This window comes from Providencia sp. Je.9.19 (genome assembly GCF_051129765.1).
In the GTDB taxonomy this organism is placed as follows: domain Bacteria; phylum Pseudomonadota; class Gammaproteobacteria; order Enterobacterales; family Enterobacteriaceae; genus Providencia.
In genome coordinates, this window is the sequence record NZ_JBCPSS010000002.1 from 17,707 (window position 1) to 37,037 (window position 19,331).

Consider the following 19,331-nt stretch of genomic DNA (forward strand, 5'->3'; position numbering starts at 1 on the left):
TTTTACTTAGCCTGGACGTTTCTGGTTATTACGAGGACCATTGTGGCGACGTGGCGAATTTGAATTGCGACGAGGGCCTCCAGGACGTGGGCGATGACGGCGTTTTGGTGCCGGAAGATCGCTTAACAGAGCATCACTATTATATTTACTGACTGGGATTGAATGCTGAATATATTCTTCAATCGCCGGTAAATTAAGTGCGTATTCTTCGCAAGCTAGCGTAATTGAGTTACCACTTTCACCAGCACGACCCGTTCGACCGATACGGTGTACATAGTCTTCACAATCATCAGGCAAATCATAGTTAAAAACATGAGTGACTGAAGGAATATGTAAACCACGAGCAGCAACGTCAGTGGCGACTAAAATATCAATTTGGCCTTGCGTGAACTCTTCTAAAATTCGTAGACGTTTTTTCTGTGCGACATCACCAGTAAGTAAGCCAACTCGATGACCATCAGCGGCAAGATGCGCCCAGATATCATCACAGCGATGTTTAGTATTGGCAAAAATAATACAACGCTCAGGCCACTCTTCTTCAAGTAAAGTTTGTAGCAGGCGCATTTTTTCTTCATTAGAAGGGTAAAATAACTCTTCTTTGATGAGATGACCTGTTTTTTGTAAAGGTTCTATTTCAATGTATTCAGGATTATTCATTTGCTCAAACGCTAGCTCTCTAACACGGTAAGATAGTGTTGCGGAGAAGAGTAAGTTAAGTCTTTCTGACGCCGCAGGAATGCGACGAAATAGCCAACGAATATCTTTAATAAAACCAAGGTCATACATGCGGTCTGCTTCATCAAGTACAATTACCTGAATTGCACTTAAGTCAACGTAACCTTGTTTAGCGTAATCGATTAGACGTCCTGTGGTGCCAATTAGAATATCAACACCATTTTGTAGAACTTTTAATTGCTCATCATAGCCATCACCACCATAGGCGAGACCCATTTTCAGGCCAGTATACTCTGCAAGCTCTTTTGCATCAGAGTAAATCTGTACTGCTAATTCACGAGTCGGTGCCATGATAAGCGCGCGTGGCTGATTATTTTTTTTCCCTTCAATAGCAGGGTGAGTTAATAGATAATGAAATGTAGACGTTAAAAATGCTAACGTTTTGCCCGTACCTGTTTGCGCTTGCCCCGCAACATCTTTGCCTTTGACAGTGAAAGGCAACGTGAACGCCTGTATTGGCGTGCAATAGTCGAAGCCTTTTTTACTAAGGGCTTCAATGACTTTAGGGTGCAATGCGAAGTCGGAAAACTTCTTTTCTGTCAAGTGTGCTTTACTCATAGTGTGTTAGAATATCAGTTAACGGTTGATTTACGAAAGCGTATCTTTTGAAATAAAGCATCCTGCTGCCAATAATGTTACACTAAATCTGTAAAAGATGATCCTTTGGAGTACAACATGAGCGACAAAATTATACATATAACTGATGCAAGTTTTGAAACTGCAGTTCTACAAGCAAGTTCACCTGTTCTCGTCGATTTCTGGGCAGCATGGTGCGGTCCTTGTAAAATGATCGCGCCTATTCTTGATGAAGTAGCTCAAGAATATACAGGCAAACTGACCATCGCAAAACTGAATATTGATGAAAATCCGGCTACCGCTCCCAAATATGGTATTCGTGGCATCCCTACGCTTCTATTATTTAAGAATGGTAGTGTAGCAGCAACAAAAGTTGGCGCACTATCTAAAACGCAACTGAAGGAATTTCTAGACGAAAATCTGTAAGTTATAGTTATATGTAAGTTAAAACGTTTAGCGGTAAATCTATTTTATGTAGAGAGCCGCTAGACGTCCTCTTTCAAGCATGATAAGTTAACTACATTCCTCGTGTATCACTCGTAAGAATTATCTTGTATTCCATTGCTCTTACCTTATATATCTAGTTTATCAGTGTAGTAATAACTTAGTGATATTGTTGCTATATTCCATCTCTGTGGTTATGCAATTTTAGAACGTATAGATTAAAGGTAATCTGTTGCCTGTCAGCTATCAACTTCAGTCGACTGAGCCATAGGATACAAGTAGTGAATTGAGTAAAATTTAATATTGATCATTTATGTTTTAGTGCGTTGATTGAACTTAAATTTGTGATATTGGAATAAATGTTGTCTTAAATGTACAAAAAACTATTGCTAATATTGTGTACGTTTCTAATAATATACAAACATCATCCAGATGAGTAATAGCTGAATGTGCACTATCATGTTAATGCAACGGTAGCAGCAAACACAAAATTTTACGCATTGTTGTTGGTTTCTTATGAGTCACTATCAACAGGGCGCTATAAAGTTAAACTGGCACTTATATTATGGCCTTATATTATAAGTTGCTTTCAATTTACGTTCATAGTTCGAGAATTACCCCGAGTTAAAGAACCCACCATTATGAATCTTACCGAATTAAAGAATACGCCAGTATCAGATCTGATTACGTTAGGCGAAAACATGGGGCTAGAGAATTTAGCCCGTATGAGAAAACAAGATATTATCTTCTCAATCTTGAAGCAGCACGCTAAAAGTGGAGAAGATATTTTCGGCGATGGAGTATTGGAAATATTGCAAGACGGATTTGGTTTCCTCCGTTCAGCTGATAGTTCCTACCTTGCAGGCCCTGATGATATCTATGTTTCCCCTAGTCAAATTCGTCGTTTTAACCTACGCACCGGCGATACTATTTCAGGAAAAATTCGTCCACCTAAAGAAGGCGAACGTTATTTTGCCCTCTTGAAAGTTAACGAAGTTAACTACGACAAACCTGAAAACGCCCGCAGTAAAATCCTTTTTGAAAACTTAACCCCATTACATGCAAATCGTCGTCTTCGTATGGAACGTGGTAATGGTTCAACTGAAGATTTAACTGCACGAGTACTTGATTTAGCTGCACCAATTGGCCGTGGCCAACGTGGTTTAATTGTTGCACCACCAAAAGCGGGTAAAACAATGTTACTGCAAAATATTGCAACTAACATTGCCCAAAACCATCCTGATTGTGTATTGATGGTATTGCTTATTGATGAGCGTCCTGAAGAAGTAACTGAAATGCAGCGTTTAGTTAAAGGTGAAGTTATTGCTTCGACCTTTGATGAACCAGCAGCACGTCACGTTCAAGTTGCAGAGATGGTTATTGAAAAAGCTAAACGTCTCGTCGAGCACAAAAAAGACGTTATTATTTTACTTGATTCAATTACACGTCTTGCTCGTGCATATAACACAGTTGTACCTTCTTCCGGTAAAGTATTGACAGGTGGTGTGGATGCGAATGCATTACATCGTCCAAAACGCTTCTTCGGTGCTGCTCGTAACGTCGAAGAAGGCGGTAGCTTAACAATTATAGCAACTGCGCTAGTTGATACTGGTTCTAAAATGGATGAAGTTATCTACGAAGAATTTAAAGGTACAGGTAATATGGAATTACACCTGTCCCGTAAGATAGCTGAAAAGCGTGTTTTCCCTGCAATTGATTATAATCGTTCAGGCACACGTAAAGAAGAACTTCTGACGACGCAAGATGAATTACAAAAAATGTGGATCTTACGTAAAATTATTCATCCAATGGGTGAAATTGATGCGATGGAATTCCTCATCAGTAAACTTGCAATGACCAAAACTAACGAAGAGTTCTTTGATTTTATGAAGAGAGCTTAACGGTTAAGGTTTATTAGTCGACTGATAAAAATAGGCGCAACCTCAGGGGAGCGCCTTTTTTTTTATTTTTTATCTATCTGGTCTCTGTATTGATTGCTTAATATATTTTTATGCTAGGAGCTGTTGGAATTATTCTTGATTTATTATTTTTCTAAAAATAGATCTAGCGCTTGGTTTTTAATCAATAAATAGGACAGTTTATATTTATTAGATATCAAAAAATGATATTTTATAAAATGTAGTTGGGTATCATAGGTTTATTTTTTTCGTAAACAGAACGAAATAAACTCTGTCAACTTGCTGTATTTTATATGAATTTTATTTATACATTTTGTGAGTCAATATAAATATATTGACTAATAAGGTAAGAAATATATTTAACTCCATTAAGGTGTATTGTTTTTATGGCATGCATCTTGCAGCTATTAAGTATAAAATCGGCGAGGTAACCTTGTCGAAATAAAGTATGGAAGTGAGGTTTCATTTATTAGTTATACTGGATAAATAGCATAACTAATAAAGATTCGTCTTATAGTAGATTTTTTTGTTGAGATGATAATGCTGTAGCTATTGTTTGTGTATCGGCATTAGTCCAAAAAAATTTAGTTTTTTTAGTTAAATAGAATGATGAGAGAGTCGAACTGTGGATATCACACACTTTATAACCAGCCTCTTCTACGTTTTCTTGTTTTCGTTGGTCTTTATTTTTATCGCCCGAGTTGTTGCAACAAAAATCGGCTTGGTAGATAAACCTAACTTCAGGAAAAAACACGTAGGATTAGTTCCCCTTGTTGGGGGAATATCGGTTTTTTTTGGGATCTGTTTTGCATTTATCATTACAGAGGAATATATACCTCATAAATGGTTATATATCGCCTGTGCAGGATTACTTGTTTTTATTGGCGCACTAGATGACAGGTTTGATATCAGTGTGAAATTAAGAGCAGGTGTTCAAGCGATTGTTGCCGTAGTGATGATGACGGCTGCAGGGTTAAAACTTGAATCTTTAGGGCATGCATTTGGTCCATGGGAGCTTATTCTCGGTCCATTTGGCTATATTGTAACCTTATTTGCAGTATGGGCTGCGATTAATGCATTTAATATGGTTGATGGTATCGATGGGCTTTTAGGGGGATTATCTTCCGTTTCCTTTGGTGCTTTGGGCTTTTTATTGTATCAAAGTGGTAATTATGCGTTAGCATTTTGGTGTTTTGCGTTTATAGCCGCTATCCTTCCTTATATCCTTCTTAATTTAGGCATCCTAGGTCGCCGATTTAAAGTCTTTATGGGAGATGCGGGAAGTACATTAATTGGCTTTACGATTATTTGGATCCTTGTTGCTTCGACACAAGAGCAAGTTCATCCGATAAATCCGGTGACTGCATTGTGGATTATTGCTATTCCTTTAATGGATATGGTTGCCATTATGTATCGTCGTATTCGCAAGGGAATGAGTCCTTTTTCACCTGACCGTCAGCATATTCATCATTTGATTATGCGTTCAGGCTTTACACCGAAAGGCGCATTTGTACTTATTACATTGTCAGCAGCGGTATTGGCATGTATTGGTATTCTTGGCGAACGTTTATCTTTTGTACCTGAATGGTTAATGTTGGCATTATTCTTGCTTGTATTTATGATGTATGGTTATTGCATTAAACGCGCTTGGAAAGTCGCTCGTTTTATTAAGCGAGTTAGGCGTAGAGCACGTCGAGGTGCAATACGGTAACGAAAAACGTAAATAGAGGTTCTGTGCAGTGAATAACTCAGAAACGCAACCTAGTCAGTATCAAGCTCCTGTAGAACCGGAATTGGATATCCGTGGTTTATGCCGCTCATTATGGCAAGGCAAAATCTGGATCGTTGCATTTGCAGTGGTGTTTGCTGCAATTGCATTGGGCGCTTCCTATTTCATGCAGCAAAAATGGAGCTCAACTGCAATCACGGACCTACCAACAGTTAATAATCTGGGAAGCTATTATTCTCAGCAACAATTCCTGCGTAACCTTGATTCACGTATTAATAATGTTGGGCAAGAAGGACAATTACCAACGATAGCGAAAGAAGCTTACCAAGAGTTTACTAAACAATTGGGAGCTTACGATACTCGCCGTCAATTTTGGTTGAGTACCGATTACTATAAGCAACGTTTGGAAAATGATCCTAAAGCTGATGCTGCATTATTAGATGAATTGATTAATGACATTGAGTTTACGCCAGCTGATGAAGTTAAAAATCTAACTGATAGCATTAAGCTCGTTGCTGAAACATCAACTGATGCAAATCAGCTTTTACGTGAGTACACGCAATTTGCAAATCAGCGTGCAACTACGAATCTGAATGATGAAATAAAAGGCACTTGGGCGACAAAAATGCAATCGATGAAAGCGTTAGTAAAACGTGAAGATATGGTTGCTCAGGCTGCATATGAAAGACGTTTAAATTCACTTGAACAGGCACTGAAAGTAGCTGAAAAACAAGGGATTGTACGTAACCAAAGTTCAACGCCCGTTGATGAAATTCCTGACTCTAAGATGTTTATGTTAGGTGTGCCATTATTACAGGCGCAGATTGAAACATTAAAAGCTACAGGCCCTGATCATGACTCTGACTATGATCAGAACATTGCAATGTTATCAACATTGAGTGTAGGGCCGACTCTCCAAGATAATTTTCAGGCATACCGTTATCTACGTACCCCTGAAGATCCAGTCAAACGCGATAGCCCACGCAGAGCCTTTATGATGATTCTGTGGGGAGCAATCGGTATGTTAGTTGGTGCCGGAGTGGTACTGTCTCGCCGTCGCCCATCATGATTTTAAATAAGCTACTGGCTCTTTGAGTCAGTGGCTTCATGAAGTCATTAAAATTTAAAAAGCAGCAAACTGCGAACGATAAATATAAGAGAGTCACTGTGAAAGTATTGACTGTATTCGGCACACGACCGGAGGCCATTAAAATGGCACCGTTGGTTCATGCACTCGCTGATGATGCAGACTTTGAAGCAAAAGTTTGTGTAACAGCCCAGCATCGTGAAATGCTAGATCAAGTACTGAAACTGTTCGAGATCACTCCAGATTACGATCTCAATATTATGAAACCAGGGCAAGATTTAACCGATATCACATGCCGTATCCTTGAAGGATTAAAAGCGGTATTTGCAGATTTTCAACCGGACGTCGTATTAGTTCATGGTGACACAGCAACAACCATGGCAACTAGTCTTGCAGCGTTCTATCATCGTATTCCTGTCGGTCACGTTGAAGCAGGATTGCGAACAGGCGATCTTTATTCTCCATGGCCTGAAGAAGCTAATCGTAAAATTGCAGGCCATCTTGCAATGTATCATTTTGCACCAACAGAAAATTCACGCCAGAATTTATTAAAAGAGTCGATACCTGATAGTCATATCTTTGTCACAGGTAACACTGTCATTGATGCATTGTTATGGGTGCGTGATAAGGTCATGAGCGACCAGCACATGATGGAAAAATTAGGGGCTAATTATCCATTTATTGACCCAAATAAGAAAATGATTTTAGTCACTGGGCATCGTCGTGAAAGCTTTGGTGGCGGTTTTGAGCGTATCTGTCATGCGCTAGCTGAAATAGCACAAGCCCATCCGGATGTTCAAATTGTTTATCCGGTACATTTAAATCCAAATGTTGGTGAACCGGTTAAAAGAATACTGCATGACATTGATAATATTATATTAATTAGTCCGCAAGAGTATCTGCCTTTTGTTTATCTGATGAATCATGCTTATTTGATCCTAACAGATTCGGGCGGTATTCAAGAGGAAGCCCCATCTCTGGGTAAACCTGTTTTGGTTATGAGAGATACAACAGAGCGTCCAGAAGCAGTAGATGCAGGCACAGTTCGCCTTGTTGGTACAAATACACAAAAAATTGTGGAAGAAGTTAATCGGTTACTGACAGATGAAGCGGAATATCATGAAATGAGCCGCGCCCATAACCCTTATGGGGATGGTCATTCTTGTCAGCGTATTCTTGACGCATTAAAAAGCAATCAGGTGAAATTATGAGTTTTGAAACTATTTCTGTTATCGGCCTTGGTTATATTGGTTTACCAACAGCAGCAGCCTTCGCTTCTCGCAAAAAACAGGTTGTTGGCGTAGATGTCAACCAACATGCGGTGGATACCATTAATCAGGGTAAAATCCATATCGTAGAACCCGAACTCGATGTGGTGGTGAAAACTGCCGTTGAAGCGGGTTATTTGAAAGCCTTTACTAAACCTCAGCCAGCTGATGCTTATTTAATTGCCGTACCAACACCGTTCAAAGGTGAACATGAACCAGACTTGGTTTATGTAAAAGCTGCGGCGGAATCTATTGCACCTGTATTGAAAAAAGGTGACTTAGTTATTCTGGAATCGACTTCACCAGTGGGTACCACAGAGCAAATGGCTGAGTGGATGGCGCAAGCGCGTCCTGACTTAACATTCCCACAACAAGCTGGTGAAGATGCCGATATCGATGTGGCATATTGTCCTGAGCGTGTATTGCCAGGCCAAGTGATGGTTGAATTGATTAAAAATGACCGTGTTATTGGCGGAATGACACCAAAATCATCACAACGTGCAAGCGAGTTATATAATATTTTCCTTGAAGGTGAATGTGTTATCACCAATTCAAGAACCGCAGAAATGTGTAAATTAACGGAAAATAGCTTCCGTGACGTGAATATTGCATTTGCTAACGAATTATCACTCATCTGCGCACAGCAAAATATCAATGTATGGGAATTGATTAGCTTAGCTAACCGTCATCCACGCGTTAATATTTTACAACCAGGTCCAGGTGTCGGTGGACACTGTATTGCCGTTGACCCTTGGTTTATCGTGGCTCAAAACCCACAGCAATCACGCCTTATCCATACTGCGCGTTTAGTTAACGATGGCAAGCCAATTTGGGTTGTTGATCAAGTTAAAGCCGCAGTTGCGGATTGTTTGGTTGAAACGGGTAAAAAAGCAAGCGAAATCACCATTGCTTGTTTTGGTTTGTCTTTCAAACCGAACATTGATGACTTACGTGAAAGCCCAGCGATGCACATCACTAAGATGATTGCTAATTGGAATCCAGGTAAAACCTTTGCCGTTGAACCACATATTCATGAATTACCAACTTCGCTTAAAGGTGTGGCTGAGCTAGTTTCAGTGGAACAGGCTGTGGCTGACGCTGATGTGATTTTGATGTTAGTTGATCACAATGTATTTAAAGCTATCCAAGGCTCATCAATCAAGCAAAAATGGGTTGTTGATACCAAAGGAGTATGGCGTTGAAACGCATTCTAATCACAGGTGGAGCTGGTTTTATCGGCTCCGCAGTTGTACGTCATATTATTGAGAACACTCGCGATAGCGCTATTGTTGTCGATTGTTTGACCTACGCGGGTAATTTGGAATCACTCGCTGATGTCGCGAGCAACGAACGTTATGCTTTTGAGCAAGTGAATATTTGTGACCGCGCGGCATTGGATAAAGTTTTCGTTCAATATCAGCCTGATGCTGTCATGCATTTAGCGGCAGAGAGCCATGTTGACCGCTCAATTGATGGTCCGGCAGAGTTTATAGAAACCAATATTGTCGGTACTTATACGTTATTGGAAGCGGCGCGTCATTATTGGTCGTCGCTGGACGAAAGCAGAAAAAATGCATTTCGTTTTCATCATATTTCAACGGATGAAGTGTATGGCGATTTGGATGGCCCAGATGGGTTCTTTACTGAAACAACACCTTATGCACCAAGTAGTCCATATTCAGCATCCAAAGCATCAAGCGATCATTTAGTCCGTGCTTGGCAGCGAACTTATGGTTTACCAACGATGATCACCAATTGCTCGAATAATTATGGTCCTTATCATTTCCCTGAGAAATTGATCCCATTGATTATTCTTAATGCCTTATCGGGTAAACCGTTACCCGTTTATGGTAAGGGGGAGCAAATTCGCGATTGGCTATTCGTAGAGGACCATGCGCGTGCTCTACATCTAGTGGCAACTAAGGCTGAGCCGGGTACGACCTATAATATCGGTGGGCACAATGAGCGCCGCAATATTGATGTCGTGGAAACTATTTGTGCGCTGCTAGAAGAGTTTTGTCCGCAGAAGCCACAAGGCGTGGTTCATTATCGTGATTTGATCACTTATGTGAAAGATCGGCCGGGTCATGATATGCGATATGCCATTGATGCGGCTAAGATTGAACGTGAATTGGGCTGGACACCACAAGAAACTTTCGAGTCAGGTATTCGTAAAACGGTGCAATGGTACTTGAATAATGAAACTTGGTGGCGTCGAGTACAAGATGGCTCCTACGCGGGTGAACGCCTAGGTTTAGGTAGTTAGGAGGATATATGAAAGGCATTATACTTGCTGGTGGTTCGGGCACGCGTTTGCATCCCATCACTCGAGGTATCTCTAAACAACTATTGCCTATCTATGATAAGCCAATGATTTATTACCCGCTTTCTGTATTGATGTTAGCGGGTATTCGTGAAATTTTGATTATTTCTACACCTGAAGATTTACCGATGTTTAAGCGGTTATTAGGTGATGGTCATGAATTTGGTATTGAGCTTAGTTATGCGGAGCAACCTTCTCCTGATGGGCTTGCACAAGCCTTTATTATTGGTGAAGAATTCATCAATGGTGATTCTTGCTGCTTAGTGCTTGGGGATAATATCTTCTTTGGTCACTCATTCAGTCCAAAATTGACCTCTGTTGCTGCTCGCACCAAAGGGGCAACCGTATTTGGTTATCAAGTGATGGACCCTGAACGTTTCGGTGTTGTTGAATTTGATGATGATTTTAAAGCGTTATCCATTGAAGAAAAACCACTAAAGCCGAAATCGAATTGGGCGGTAACAGGGTTATATTTCTATGACTCTCAAGTAGTTGAATTTGCTAAGCAAGTGAAGCCTTCTGAGCGTGGTGAATTAGAAATTACGTCGATCAATCAAATGTATTTGGAACGCGGTGAATTGAGCGTTGAGCTATTAGGTCGTGGTTTTGCGTGGTTAGATACGGGAACACATGACAGTTTGATTGAAGCGGGTACATTTGTACAAACTGTTGAAAAACGCCAAGGTTTCAAAGTTGCATGTTTAGAAGAGATTGCGTGGCGTAATGGTTGGCTCACTGATGAGCAAGTTCACGCATCTGCTGTGCAATTGAAAAAAACCGGTTATGGGCAATATTTAGAGGATCTTCTCCGTGTCCGTCCGCGCCAGTATTGAGTTTCTGCAATGGGAGTCTGATTTTTTTGGGCGCTCAACAGCTAAATTAAACTTTGCAGATGCCGGGTCTGAAATCATCCTTGCTTATCAAATGGATAAGTACGATATCGTACAAGCTAAAGTCTCAGCATCTGAGAGTACAATGATCGATGATTTGGCTAGTATGGGGTTTTCTTTGGTTGAAGGTGAAATCGATTTTGCATTAACTATTGGCACAGAAAATGCTTACTTAACCGCAGGTGCTTCTGCAACAAATCGTGTAGAAGTGGCACAAATAGATGACATAGTGCCATTACGTAATGCCGCAGAGGCTGTTTTTAGTAATAGCCGTTTTAGAGCCCCTTGGTATCAAGAAGGTGATAGCGGACGGTTTTATGCATTATGGATAGAAAAAGCGGTTATCGGCACTTTTGATCATACGTGTTTGTTAGTGAAAGATGCGTCAGGTGAGATTTTAGGTTTTGTAAGTCTACGCAATCTAGATGCTGATACAGCACGGATAGGGTTATTAGCGAAAATGCCTAAAGCCAAAGGTCAGGGCATTGGTCGTCAGTTGATGTTAGCGGCATTCAATTGGTGTGTGCAACACCAAAAAAGACAGTTAAATGTTGCCACTCAAATTAGTAATGTTGCGGCATTAAATCTTTATTCACATAGTGGTGCTTCAATTGCAAGCACTGCATATTGGCTATACAGGGGACAACATGATTCCATTTAATAAACCACCCGTTGTAGGTACTGAATTAGAGTATATGAGACAGGCCATGGAAAGCGGCAAGCTGTGTGGTGATGGTGGCTTCACAAAACGTTGTGAAGAGTGGATGGAAAAACACTTTGATTGCCCGAAAGTTCAATTAACGCCATCTTGTACTGCTTCGTTAGAAATGGCGGCAATCCTGATTGATATTAAACCGGGTGATGAAGTTATCATGCCGAGTTTTACCTTTGTATCCACTTCCAATGCTTTCGTATTACGTGGTGCTAAAATTGTCTTTGTTGATATTCGTCCAGACACAATGAATATTGATGAAACTAAAATTGAAAATGCAATTACAGCGCGTACGCGTGCGATAGTGCCTGTTCATTACGCAGGGGTTGCCTGTGAAATGGATGTCATTATGGCAATTGCTAAAAAACACAATTTATTTGTGATTGAAGATGCTGCTCAAGGTGTGATGTCGACTTATAAAGGCAAAGCGCTTGGGACTATCGGTCACATTGGTTGCTATAGCTTCCATGAAACTAAAAACTACTCTTCTGGTGGTGAAGGTGGCGCGACACTAATTAATGATAAAGCATTGATTAGCCGAGCAGAAGTCATTCGTGAAAAAGGGACTAATCGTAGCCAATTTTTCCGTGGACAAGTAGACAAATACACTTGGCGTGATATTGGTTCAAGTTATTTAATGTCTGATTTACAAGCCGCTTATTTATGGGCACAGCTAGAAGAAGCGAAAAAAATTAATGATCGCCGCTTACTATTGTGGCAGCGTTATCATGATGCATTATTACCTTTAGTTGATGCAGGACATCTCGTTTTAGCGACTGTTCCTGAAGGTCTACAGCACAATGCTCATATGTTCTACATTAAATTGAAGGATGTAGAAGAGCGCACCGCGTTTAATGACTACATGAAATCTCATGGTATTTTGACGGTATTCCATTATGTTGCGTTACATACAAGCCCAGCAGGTATTGAGTTCGGGCGCTTCCATGGAGAAGACCGTTTTACAACAGTTGAAAGCGATCGTTTAGTACGTTTACCGATGTTCTACAATATGACGGATGCTGAACAGCAAACTGTCATTGAGCGCATTAACGCGTTTTTTGCTTAATGTCGTTAGCGAGAGCATCGATTTGGACTGCCGGGTCTACCCTGATTAAAATCGGGGCAGGCCTATTAATCGTTAAATTATTAGCAGTCTCTTTTGGTCCTAGTGGTGTTGGGTTAGCGGGGAATTTTCGCCAATTAATCACTGTGTTAGGGGTGTTATCCGGTGCAGGGATTTTTAATGGTGTCACAAAATATGTGGCGGAGCACCATCAAGACCCCGTAAAATTACGCGCCGTTCTTGGCACCTCCTCAACATTAATATTAGGATCATCAACACTACTTGCGGCTATTTTTTTGCTCTTTAGTGGCCCCATTAGCGCTGCTTTGTTTGATAACGCAGACTATGAATCAGTGATTAAAGCCGTTGCTTTTGTCCAAATGGGGATTGCGTATTCGAATTATTTTTTAGCCATCCTTAAAGGCTACCGTGATGCCTCGGGTAATGCTCAAGCTATCATATTAGGTAGCTTACTCGGTGTGGTTGCTTATTATTTATGCTATATATTGGGTGGCTATGAAGGTGCATTAGCCGGGTTGGCACTTGTTCCTGCATTAGTTGTATTACCCGCTGGTTTGATGATCGTTAGACGTAAGCAATTTGCATTTTCTATGCTTAAACCTGCGTGGGATAAGGCGATTGCAACAAGTTTGGGTAAGTTTACGGTGATGGCAATTTTGACGTCAGTGACGTTGCCTGTTGCTTATATCATGATGCGTAACTTATTAGCTGAACGATATAGCTGGGATGATGTTGGATTGTGGGCAGGGGTGAGCACGATATCAGATGCTTACTTGCAGTTTATTACCGCCTCTTTTTCCGTTTATTTATTACCCACGCTTTCTCGGTTGCAGCTAAAAAGCGAAATATCAGCTGAAATAATTAAAGCACTTAAATTTGTGTTACCCGCAGTAGCAGTGGCGAGCTTTATGGTTTGGCTATTGCGTGATTTTGCGATTTGGTTACTATTTTCCGAACAATTTACAGGTATGAGAGACCTGTTTGCGTGGCAACTGGTCGGTGATGTGTTGAAAGTGGGGTCGTATGTCTTTGGTTATCTAGTGATTGCTAAAGCCGCATTACGTTTTTATATCCTCACTGAAGTGAGCCAATTTGTTTTGTTAATGAGCTTTGCTCATTGGTTCATTCCTGAACACGGTGCAGTAGGTGCTACACAGGCTTATATGGCCACTTATATCGTATACTTTATTGTTTGTTGTTGCGTATTTTTGATCTACCGTAGGCGAGCATGACAACCTTAATACATGTACTGGGATCTTTACTTCCTCACCATAATCAGACGGTATTGACGTTTTTTAATAACGTTATCAGCCAAGAAATGGCGCCGTCGCAAAAACCGCATTTTATGGTCGTAAGCCATGATGCGCAGCTTTCTGACGCTTATCCTGAGTTGAAAATCGAAATTTTTGACAGTAAAAAAGCAATTGCAGATAGTGTTATCCGTCGTGCTAAAGCGGAGCGACATACGCGATTTTTCTTTCATGGGCAGTTTAATGCGCCTATATGGCTGGCTTTGCTGTTTGGTCAAATAAAACCGCATCAGTTTTGGTGGCATATTTGGGGTGCTGATTTATATGAAGAGTCAGCATCGCTCAAGTTTAAATTATTTTATATTTTACGCCGTTTGGCGCAAAAACGAGTGGGGCATGTGTGTGCTACTCGGGGTGATCTTTGCTATTTTCACCAATCTAATCCAAGGGTGCCGGCGTCAGTTTTATATTTTCCGACCCGTATGGACCCTGCGTTAACTATCATTGAACGTGAGCCTCGTAAAGGCGATCAGCTCACCATCTTACTCGGTAATTCAGGTGACCGCTCAAATCGTCATGTAGAGGCTTTGGGGGCGATTAAACAAGAGTTTGGTGACAATGTTAAGATAGTTGTACCAATGGGATATCCGGCAAACAATCAAACCTACATCCAACAAGTTGAGCAAGCGGCAAACAATCACTTTGCGAAAGGGCAAGTTGAAATTCTGAAAGAGCGAATGGAGTTTGCGGAATATCTTAATTTGCTTAAATCTTGCGATCTTGGCTATTTCATTTTTAATCGTCAGCAAGGGGTGGGAACGATTTGTTTACTTATTCAATTTTGCATTCCTTTTGTGATAAGTCGTCAAAATACATTCTGGCAGGATTTAACTGCGCAAAATGTGCCCGTCTTTTTTTATGGGGATAAACTGACACTTCCACTGGTTGATGAAGCTCAACGTCAAATGTCGATACTTGATAGACATAATATCGATTTTTTTGCCCCTAATTTTACTGATGGTTGGAAAGAAATTCTAACTATCGCAAAGGAGTGAGCATGACTCTTTCGGAGTTAGGTGGCTTGGCGCTGGTCTATTTAATATCGATTATTTTTATCGGCACATTGCTCTATAAAGAGTTTTTACGTGTGCGTTTTAATTTCAATATCTTTTTTTCTATGTTGTATTTATTGACGTTTTATTTTGGATTTCCGCTCACTTGTGCATTAGTGTTTCAGTTTGACGTCGCTGTGGTATCGGCGGATTACTTATTATATGCACAACTTGCGGCGACCAGTTTTTATGCTATTTACTATGTTGCATATAAAACGCGGTTATCAAAAAATGTCGATAAACAAAGACGTCCGTTGTTTAGCATGAATAAAGTGGAAACCAATCTGACCTGTCTATTGCTGATTGCGATTGCCGTGGTGACGGTAGGCATTTTCTTTTTGGAAAATGGGTTTTTACTTTTCAAATTAAAATCATACAGCCAAATTTTTTCTAGTCAGGTGACTGGCGTTGCGTTAAAACGCTTTTTTTACTTCTTCATCCCTGCGATGTTGATCGTCTACTTCTTGCGCCCAACCCAGCAACGGTGGATTTTCTTTTTGATTAGCACCGTCGCATTTGGTTTTTTAACTTATGTGATTGTGGGTGGTACGCGCGCCAATATCATTATTGCCTTCGCACTCTTTTTGTTTATTGGTATCGTTAGAGGTTGGATTACTCTGTGGATGCTAGGAGCAGCAGGTGTTGCGAGTATTGTGGGTATGTTCTGGCTTGCATTAAAACGTTATGGTTTGGATGTGAGTGGTTCAGAGGCCTATTACACATTTTTATATTTAACCCGCGATACATTTTCACCGTGGGAAAATTTAGCCTTACTACTTAGCCATTATGATGAAATGGATTTTCAAGGGCTAGCGCCTATTATTCGCGATTTCTATGTGTTTATCCCATCTTGGGTATGGCCAGAACGACCGGATACTGTGCTTAACTCCGCTAACTATTTTACGTGGGAAGTGCTAAATAACCATTCTGGGTTAGCGATATCGCCAACGTTAATCGGTTCACTGGTGGTTATGGGTGGCGTTATATTTATTCCTTTAGGTGCAATCGTGGTTGGGCTGATTATTAAGTGGTTTGATTGGATTTATGGCATGAGCTTAAAAGAGCCGAACCGCTATAAAGCAGCAATTATGCAAGCATTCTGTTTTGGTGCCATTTTTAATATCATTGTATTAGCGCGCGAAGGCGTCGATTCATTTGTCTCGCGGGTGGTCTTTTTCTGCTTAATTTTCGGACTGTGTCTGATTTTAGCAAAATTATTGTACTGGTTATTTGAGAGTGCGGGTCTTATTCGGGCTAAAACGACTTCTTACTTAAGAAGCCAACAGCGTGAAAGCCGCTAAAGGAGTATTATGGAACAGTCACCAATTTCGCAACCATCAGTACCGCAGTATAGTATTCGAGGCCACAACATTTGGGGCTTCAAAAATATGGCTCATTTTTTAGATTATTTATTTGATGGCGGCGAAACGAAAACCGGAACATTGGTTGCTATCAATGCTGAGAAAGTGATGATTGCTGAAAAAGATGTGGCATTAAATACTTTACTTGGACAAGCTGAATACCTCTATGCTGATGGTATTAGTATTGTGCGCGCCATTCGCCGTAAATATCCACAAGCTGAGGTCTCTCGTGTTGCAGGTGCTGATTTGTGGGAAGGTTTGATGGAAAGGGCGGGCAAAGAAGGTACTCCAGTATTTTTGATTGGTGGTAAACCTGAAATCCTAGAGCAAACAGAAGCGAAGCTCCGCTCTGCATGGAATGTGAATATTGTTGGCTCACAAAATGGATATTTTACACCTGAAGATAGAAGCGCTTTATTTGAACGTATTCGTGCCAGTGGCGCTAAAATTGTCACTGTTGCAATGGGGTCACCTAAGCAAGAGCTTTTTATGCGTGATTGCCGTGAAGTGCATCCTGATGCGCTGTATATGGGTGTTGGCGGGACTTATGACGTATTCACGGGTCATGTGAAACGTGCCCCGAAAGTGTGGCAAAACTTAGGGCTAGAGTGGCTATATCGCTTATTGGCTCAACCAACTCGCGTGAAAAGACAATTTAAGTTACTTAAATTCTTAGGTTACTACTACGGTGGTAAGCTCTAAAGTTAGATTGATTTACAGAGACTGGTGTAACTGCTGGTCTCTTTCCTCAAATATTTTTATAATCCCTCAAAAATAAGCGCAAACTTTAGATATTCAACTATATCTTGAAGTTTTTTTGCTTTTTTCTATTGCTTGAATGGCTATTTCTCTTATTTTACAGCGATTATTACTCACTTAGTTTCAATTAAAGCTGTAACTTATTATCACAATTCATGACAGGGGTATTTATGGAAAATCCACAACAGGGACTTCAGCGAGGGCTTGAGGCTCGTCATATTGAGCTGATTGCATTAGGTGGAACGATAGGTGTTGGTCTATTTATGGGGTCAGCCAGCACGTTAAAATGGGCTGGCCCCTCTGTTCTATTGGCTTATATTATTGCGGGTATTTTTGTTTTCTTCATTATGCGCTCAATGGGGGAAATGCTGTTTCTTGAGCCGGTAACCGGATCTTTTGCTTCTTTTGGTTATAAATATCTAAGCCCATTTTGGGGATGTTTAACTGCTTGGGGCTACTGGTTTATGTGGGTGGCGGTGGGTATTTCAGAAATTACGGCAATCGGCGCTTATGCGGAGTATTGGTTCCCTGGGGTTCCTCAATGGATATTTGCATCCATTGCTATAGCACTTGTCGCGCTAGCTAACCTTGCCGCAGTTAGGTTGTATGGTGAGTTAGAGTTTTGGTTTGCGATGATTAAAGTGACCACAATTGTCGTGATGATTTTGATAGGCATTGGCTTGATATTTTTTGGAATTGGTAACAATTTTGAACCTATTGGCTTAGGCAATTTGACGCAACACGGTGGATTTTTTGCTGGGGGCTGGAAAGGCTTTTTGTTTGCGCTGTGTATTGTTGTTGCTTCTTATCAAGGGGTTGAGCTAGTTGGTATTACTGCTGGAGAAGCTAAAAATCCACAGGTCACATTAAGAAAAGCGATTAACAATATATTATGGCGCATCTTAATTTTTTATGTGGGTGCTATTTTTATAGTGGTGACGCTGTTCCCATGGACAGATGTAGGACATCAAGGTAGTCCGTTTGTTATGACTTTCGCTAAAGTTGGTATTATTTCCGCAGCAGCGGTAATTAATTTTGTGGTACTGACTGCGGCGTTATCTGGTTGTAACAGTGGTATGTATAGCGGTGGACGAATGTTATATACCTTGGCGCAAAATAAGCAGTTGCCTCGCTCGTTATTAAAGCTTACGCGCAATGGCGTGCCTGCTCGCTGTGTTGGTTTTACTATTTTATGTTTAATTGCTGGGTCGAGCTTGAATTATCTTGTGCCTAATCCTGAAAAAGTATTTGTGTATGTTTATAGCGCGAGCGTATTACCAGGAATGGTGCCTTGGTTGGTGCTACTGACGAGTCAGATACGTTTTCGTCAACAAAATAAAGAAAAATTAGTTGGTCATCCTTTCAAATCTATTTTATTTCCTTGGGTCAACTATGCGACTTTGATTTTTTTAGGCTGCGTATTGGTAGGAATGGCAATTAACCCGGATACGCGGTTATCGCTAATTGTTGGGATAATATTTTTATTGGCTGTTTCGGCATTTTATTTTCTAGTAAAAGCTATCAATCGCCAAAAGCAAAAAGCGTAATAATGTCGTTAAGGGTATTCGTGGTTTGAAAAAAAGGGGATAAAGAGGGCAAAAATGCTCTCTTTATCGACGAAACGAATAAAAGGCAAGCAATCGATATTTTTATTTAAAAAAGGACTAGACACAGAGTGATTAAATCCGTACTATCCTGTTCCGCAACGGCGTTAAGCGCCCGTAGCTCAGCTGGATAGAGCGCTGCCCTCCGGAGGCAGAGGTCTCAGGTTCAAATCCTGTCGGGCGCACCATCTTTTGGTGACATGCTACGGTGGCAAAATAAAGTTGTATGTAGTAATATAACAACACTTTGAAAAAAGTATAGTTATGGTGGCTATAGCTCAGTTGGTAGAGCCCTGGATTGTGATTCCAGTTGTCGTGGGTTCGAGCCCCATTAGCCACCCCATTTTTTTTGTGCCTTTGCGAGGGTGGCGGAATTGGTAGACGCGCTAGCTTCAGGTGTTAGTGTCCTATGGACGTGGGGGTTCAAGTCCCCCCTTTCGCACCACGAAAAAAGTATGTGAACAAGAAGTAAATGTAA

The 19,331-nt window shown here is 40.8% G+C and carries 16 protein-coding genes and 3 tRNA genes; 18 read left to right on the top strand and 1 reads right to left on the bottom strand.

The annotated features are described in order from the left end of the window. Nucleotides 1–6: 6 nt before the first annotated feature. On the bottom strand, nt 7–1,293 hold the full coding sequence (gene rhlB, locus AAZR93_RS09245) for an ATP-dependent RNA helicase RhlB (RefSeq protein ID WP_294104389.1): 1,287 nt from the start codon (nt 1,291–1,293) through the stop codon (nt 7–9). A gap of 117 nt (nt 1,294–1,410) precedes the next feature. Between rhlB and trxA the strand changes: the two genes are divergently transcribed. The 18 genes from trxA to AAZR93_RS09335 all read left to right on the top strand — a co-directional run bounded on the left by trxA (nt 1,411) and on the right by AAZR93_RS09335 (nt 19,298). Then, on the top strand, nt 1,411–1,737 hold the full coding sequence (trxA, locus tag AAZR93_RS09250) for a thioredoxin TrxA (protein ID WP_294104387.1): 327 nt from the start codon (nt 1,411–1,413) through the stop codon (nt 1,735–1,737). 659 nt (nt 1,738–2,396) lie between these two features. Beyond that, the gene (gene rho / locus AAZR93_RS09255) at nt 2,397–3,656 is read left to right on the top strand and encodes a transcription termination factor Rho (protein WP_294104385.1); all 1,260 of its coding nucleotides are present in this window, start codon (nt 2,397–2,399) and stop codon (nt 3,654–3,656) included. A gap of 643 nt (nt 3,657–4,299) precedes the next feature. After that, nucleotides 4,300–5,385, top strand: coding sequence for a UDP-N-acetylglucosamine--undecaprenyl-phosphate N-acetylglucosaminephosphotransferase (wecA, locus tag AAZR93_RS09260; protein ID WP_294104383.1), 1,086 nt, complete (start codon nt 4,300–4,302; stop codon nt 5,383–5,385). Between the two features lie 28 nt (nt 5,386–5,413). Continuing rightward, entirely contained in the window at nt 5,414–6,472 is a 1,059-nt protein-coding gene (wzzE, locus tag AAZR93_RS09265; protein WP_434719667.1) for an ECA polysaccharide chain length modulation protein, read from the top strand. Between the two features lie 98 nt (nt 6,473–6,570). Next, nucleotides 6,571–7,701: a non-hydrolyzing UDP-N-acetylglucosamine 2-epimerase gene (wecB, locus tag AAZR93_RS09270; RefSeq protein ID WP_336429436.1), complete on the top strand. Its 1,131-nt coding sequence runs from the start codon at nt 6,571–6,573 to the stop codon at nt 7,699–7,701. Beyond that, entirely contained in the window at nt 7,698–8,960 is a 1,263-nt protein-coding gene (gene wecC / locus AAZR93_RS09275; RefSeq protein ID WP_336429407.1) for a UDP-N-acetyl-D-mannosamine dehydrogenase, read from the top strand. Before wecB ends, wecC begins: the two co-directional genes overlap by 4 nt. After that, nucleotides 8,951–10,024, top strand: a complete 1,074-nt coding sequence (gene rffG, locus AAZR93_RS09280) for a dTDP-glucose 4,6-dehydratase (protein ID WP_434719668.1) — start codon at nt 8,951–8,953, stop codon at nt 10,022–10,024. Before wecC ends, rffG begins: the two co-directional genes overlap by 10 nt. An 8-nt stretch (nt 10,025–10,032) precedes the next feature. Beyond that, entirely contained in the window at nt 10,033–10,914 is an 882-nt protein-coding gene (gene rfbA, locus AAZR93_RS09285; protein WP_336429404.1) for a glucose-1-phosphate thymidylyltransferase RfbA, read from the top strand. Beyond that, nucleotides 10,892–11,632: a dTDP-4-amino-4,6-dideoxy-D-galactose acyltransferase gene (gene rffC / locus AAZR93_RS09290; protein WP_434719669.1), complete on the top strand. Its 741-nt coding sequence runs from the start codon at nt 10,892–10,894 to the stop codon at nt 11,630–11,632. Before rfbA ends, rffC begins: the two co-directional genes overlap by 23 nt. Then, the gene (gene rffA, locus AAZR93_RS09295) at nt 11,619–12,749 is read left to right on the top strand and encodes a dTDP-4-amino-4,6-dideoxygalactose transaminase (protein WP_434719670.1); all 1,131 of its coding nucleotides are present in this window, start codon (nt 11,619–11,621) and stop codon (nt 12,747–12,749) included. The genes rffC and rffA overlap by 14 nt, the downstream gene beginning before the upstream one ends. Then, nucleotides 12,749–13,999 (top strand): lipid III flippase WzxE, encoded by a 1,251-nt coding sequence (wzxE, locus tag AAZR93_RS09300; RefSeq protein ID WP_336429402.1) that lies wholly within the window; start codon nt 12,749–12,751, stop codon nt 13,997–13,999. Before rffA ends, wzxE begins: the two co-directional genes overlap by 1 nt. Beyond that, nucleotides 13,996–15,072: a TDP-N-acetylfucosamine:lipid II N-acetylfucosaminyltransferase gene (locus AAZR93_RS09305; RefSeq protein WP_336429400.1), complete on the top strand. Its 1,077-nt coding sequence runs from the start codon at nt 13,996–13,998 to the stop codon at nt 15,070–15,072. The genes wzxE and AAZR93_RS09305 overlap by 4 nt, the downstream gene beginning before the upstream one ends. Before the next feature lie 2 nt (nt 15,073–15,074). Further along, nucleotides 15,075–16,430 carry an ECA oligosaccharide polymerase gene (wzyE, locus tag AAZR93_RS09310; protein ID WP_434719671.1) on the top strand — a complete coding sequence of 452 codons (1,356 nt, stop codon included), beginning with the start codon at nt 15,075–15,077 and terminating at the stop codon, nt 16,428–16,430. Nucleotides 16,431–16,439: 9 nt separating this feature from the next. Beyond that, entirely contained in the window at nt 16,440–17,192 is a 753-nt protein-coding gene (gene wecG, locus AAZR93_RS09315; RefSeq protein WP_434719672.1) for a lipopolysaccharide N-acetylmannosaminouronosyltransferase, read from the top strand. Nucleotides 17,193–17,419: 227 nt separating this feature from the next. Then, nucleotides 17,420–18,796, top strand: coding sequence for a bifunctional threonine/serine APC transporter ThrP (gene thrP / locus AAZR93_RS09320; RefSeq protein WP_434719673.1), 1,377 nt, complete (start codon nt 17,420–17,422; stop codon nt 18,794–18,796). 168 nt (nt 18,797–18,964) lie between these two features. Next, nucleotides 18,965–19,041 (top strand) — tRNA-Arg (locus tag AAZR93_RS09325). Between the two features lie 79 nt (nt 19,042–19,120). After that, nucleotides 19,121–19,196: transfer RNA gene (locus AAZR93_RS09330), tRNA-His, on the top strand. A gap of 16 nt (nt 19,197–19,212) precedes the next feature. After that, nucleotides 19,213–19,298 (top strand) — tRNA-Leu (locus AAZR93_RS09335). The last annotated feature ends 33 nt before the right edge of the window (nt 19,299–19,331 follow it).

What these genes read in the sequence shown, in the direction of transcription:
- rhlB (WP_294104389.1), bottom strand. Translation starts at nt 1,293, where the DNA reads ATGAGTAAAGCACACTTGACAGAAAAGAAGTTTTCCGACTTCGCATTG.
- trxA (WP_294104387.1), top strand. Translation starts at nt 1,411, where the DNA reads ATGAGCGACAAAATTATACATATAACTGATGCAAGTTTTGAAACTGCA.
- rho (WP_294104385.1), top strand. Translation starts at nt 2,397, where the DNA reads ATGAATCTTACCGAATTAAAGAATACGCCAGTATCAGATCTGATTACG.
- wecC (WP_336429407.1), top strand. Translation starts at nt 7,698, where the DNA reads ATGAGTTTTGAAACTATTTCTGTTATCGGCCTTGGTTATATTGGTTTA.
- rffG (WP_434719668.1), top strand. Translation starts at nt 8,951, where the DNA reads ATGGCGTTGAAACGCATTCTAATCACAGGTGGAGCTGGTTTTATCGGC.
- rfbA (WP_336429404.1), top strand. Translation starts at nt 10,033, where the DNA reads ATGAAAGGCATTATACTTGCTGGTGGTTCGGGCACGCGTTTGCATCCC.
- rffA (WP_434719670.1), top strand. Translation starts at nt 11,619, where the DNA reads ATGATTCCATTTAATAAACCACCCGTTGTAGGTACTGAATTAGAGTAT.
- wzxE (WP_336429402.1), top strand. Translation starts at nt 12,749, where the DNA reads ATGTCGTTAGCGAGAGCATCGATTTGGACTGCCGGGTCTACCCTGATT.
- AAZR93_RS09305 (WP_336429400.1), top strand. Translation starts at nt 13,996, where the DNA reads ATGACAACCTTAATACATGTACTGGGATCTTTACTTCCTCACCATAAT.
- wzyE (WP_434719671.1), top strand. Translation starts at nt 15,075, where the DNA reads ATGACTCTTTCGGAGTTAGGTGGCTTGGCGCTGGTCTATTTAATATCG.
- wecG (WP_434719672.1), top strand. Translation starts at nt 16,440, where the DNA reads ATGGAACAGTCACCAATTTCGCAACCATCAGTACCGCAGTATAGTATT.
- thrP (WP_434719673.1), top strand. Translation starts at nt 17,420, where the DNA reads ATGGAAAATCCACAACAGGGACTTCAGCGAGGGCTTGAGGCTCGTCAT.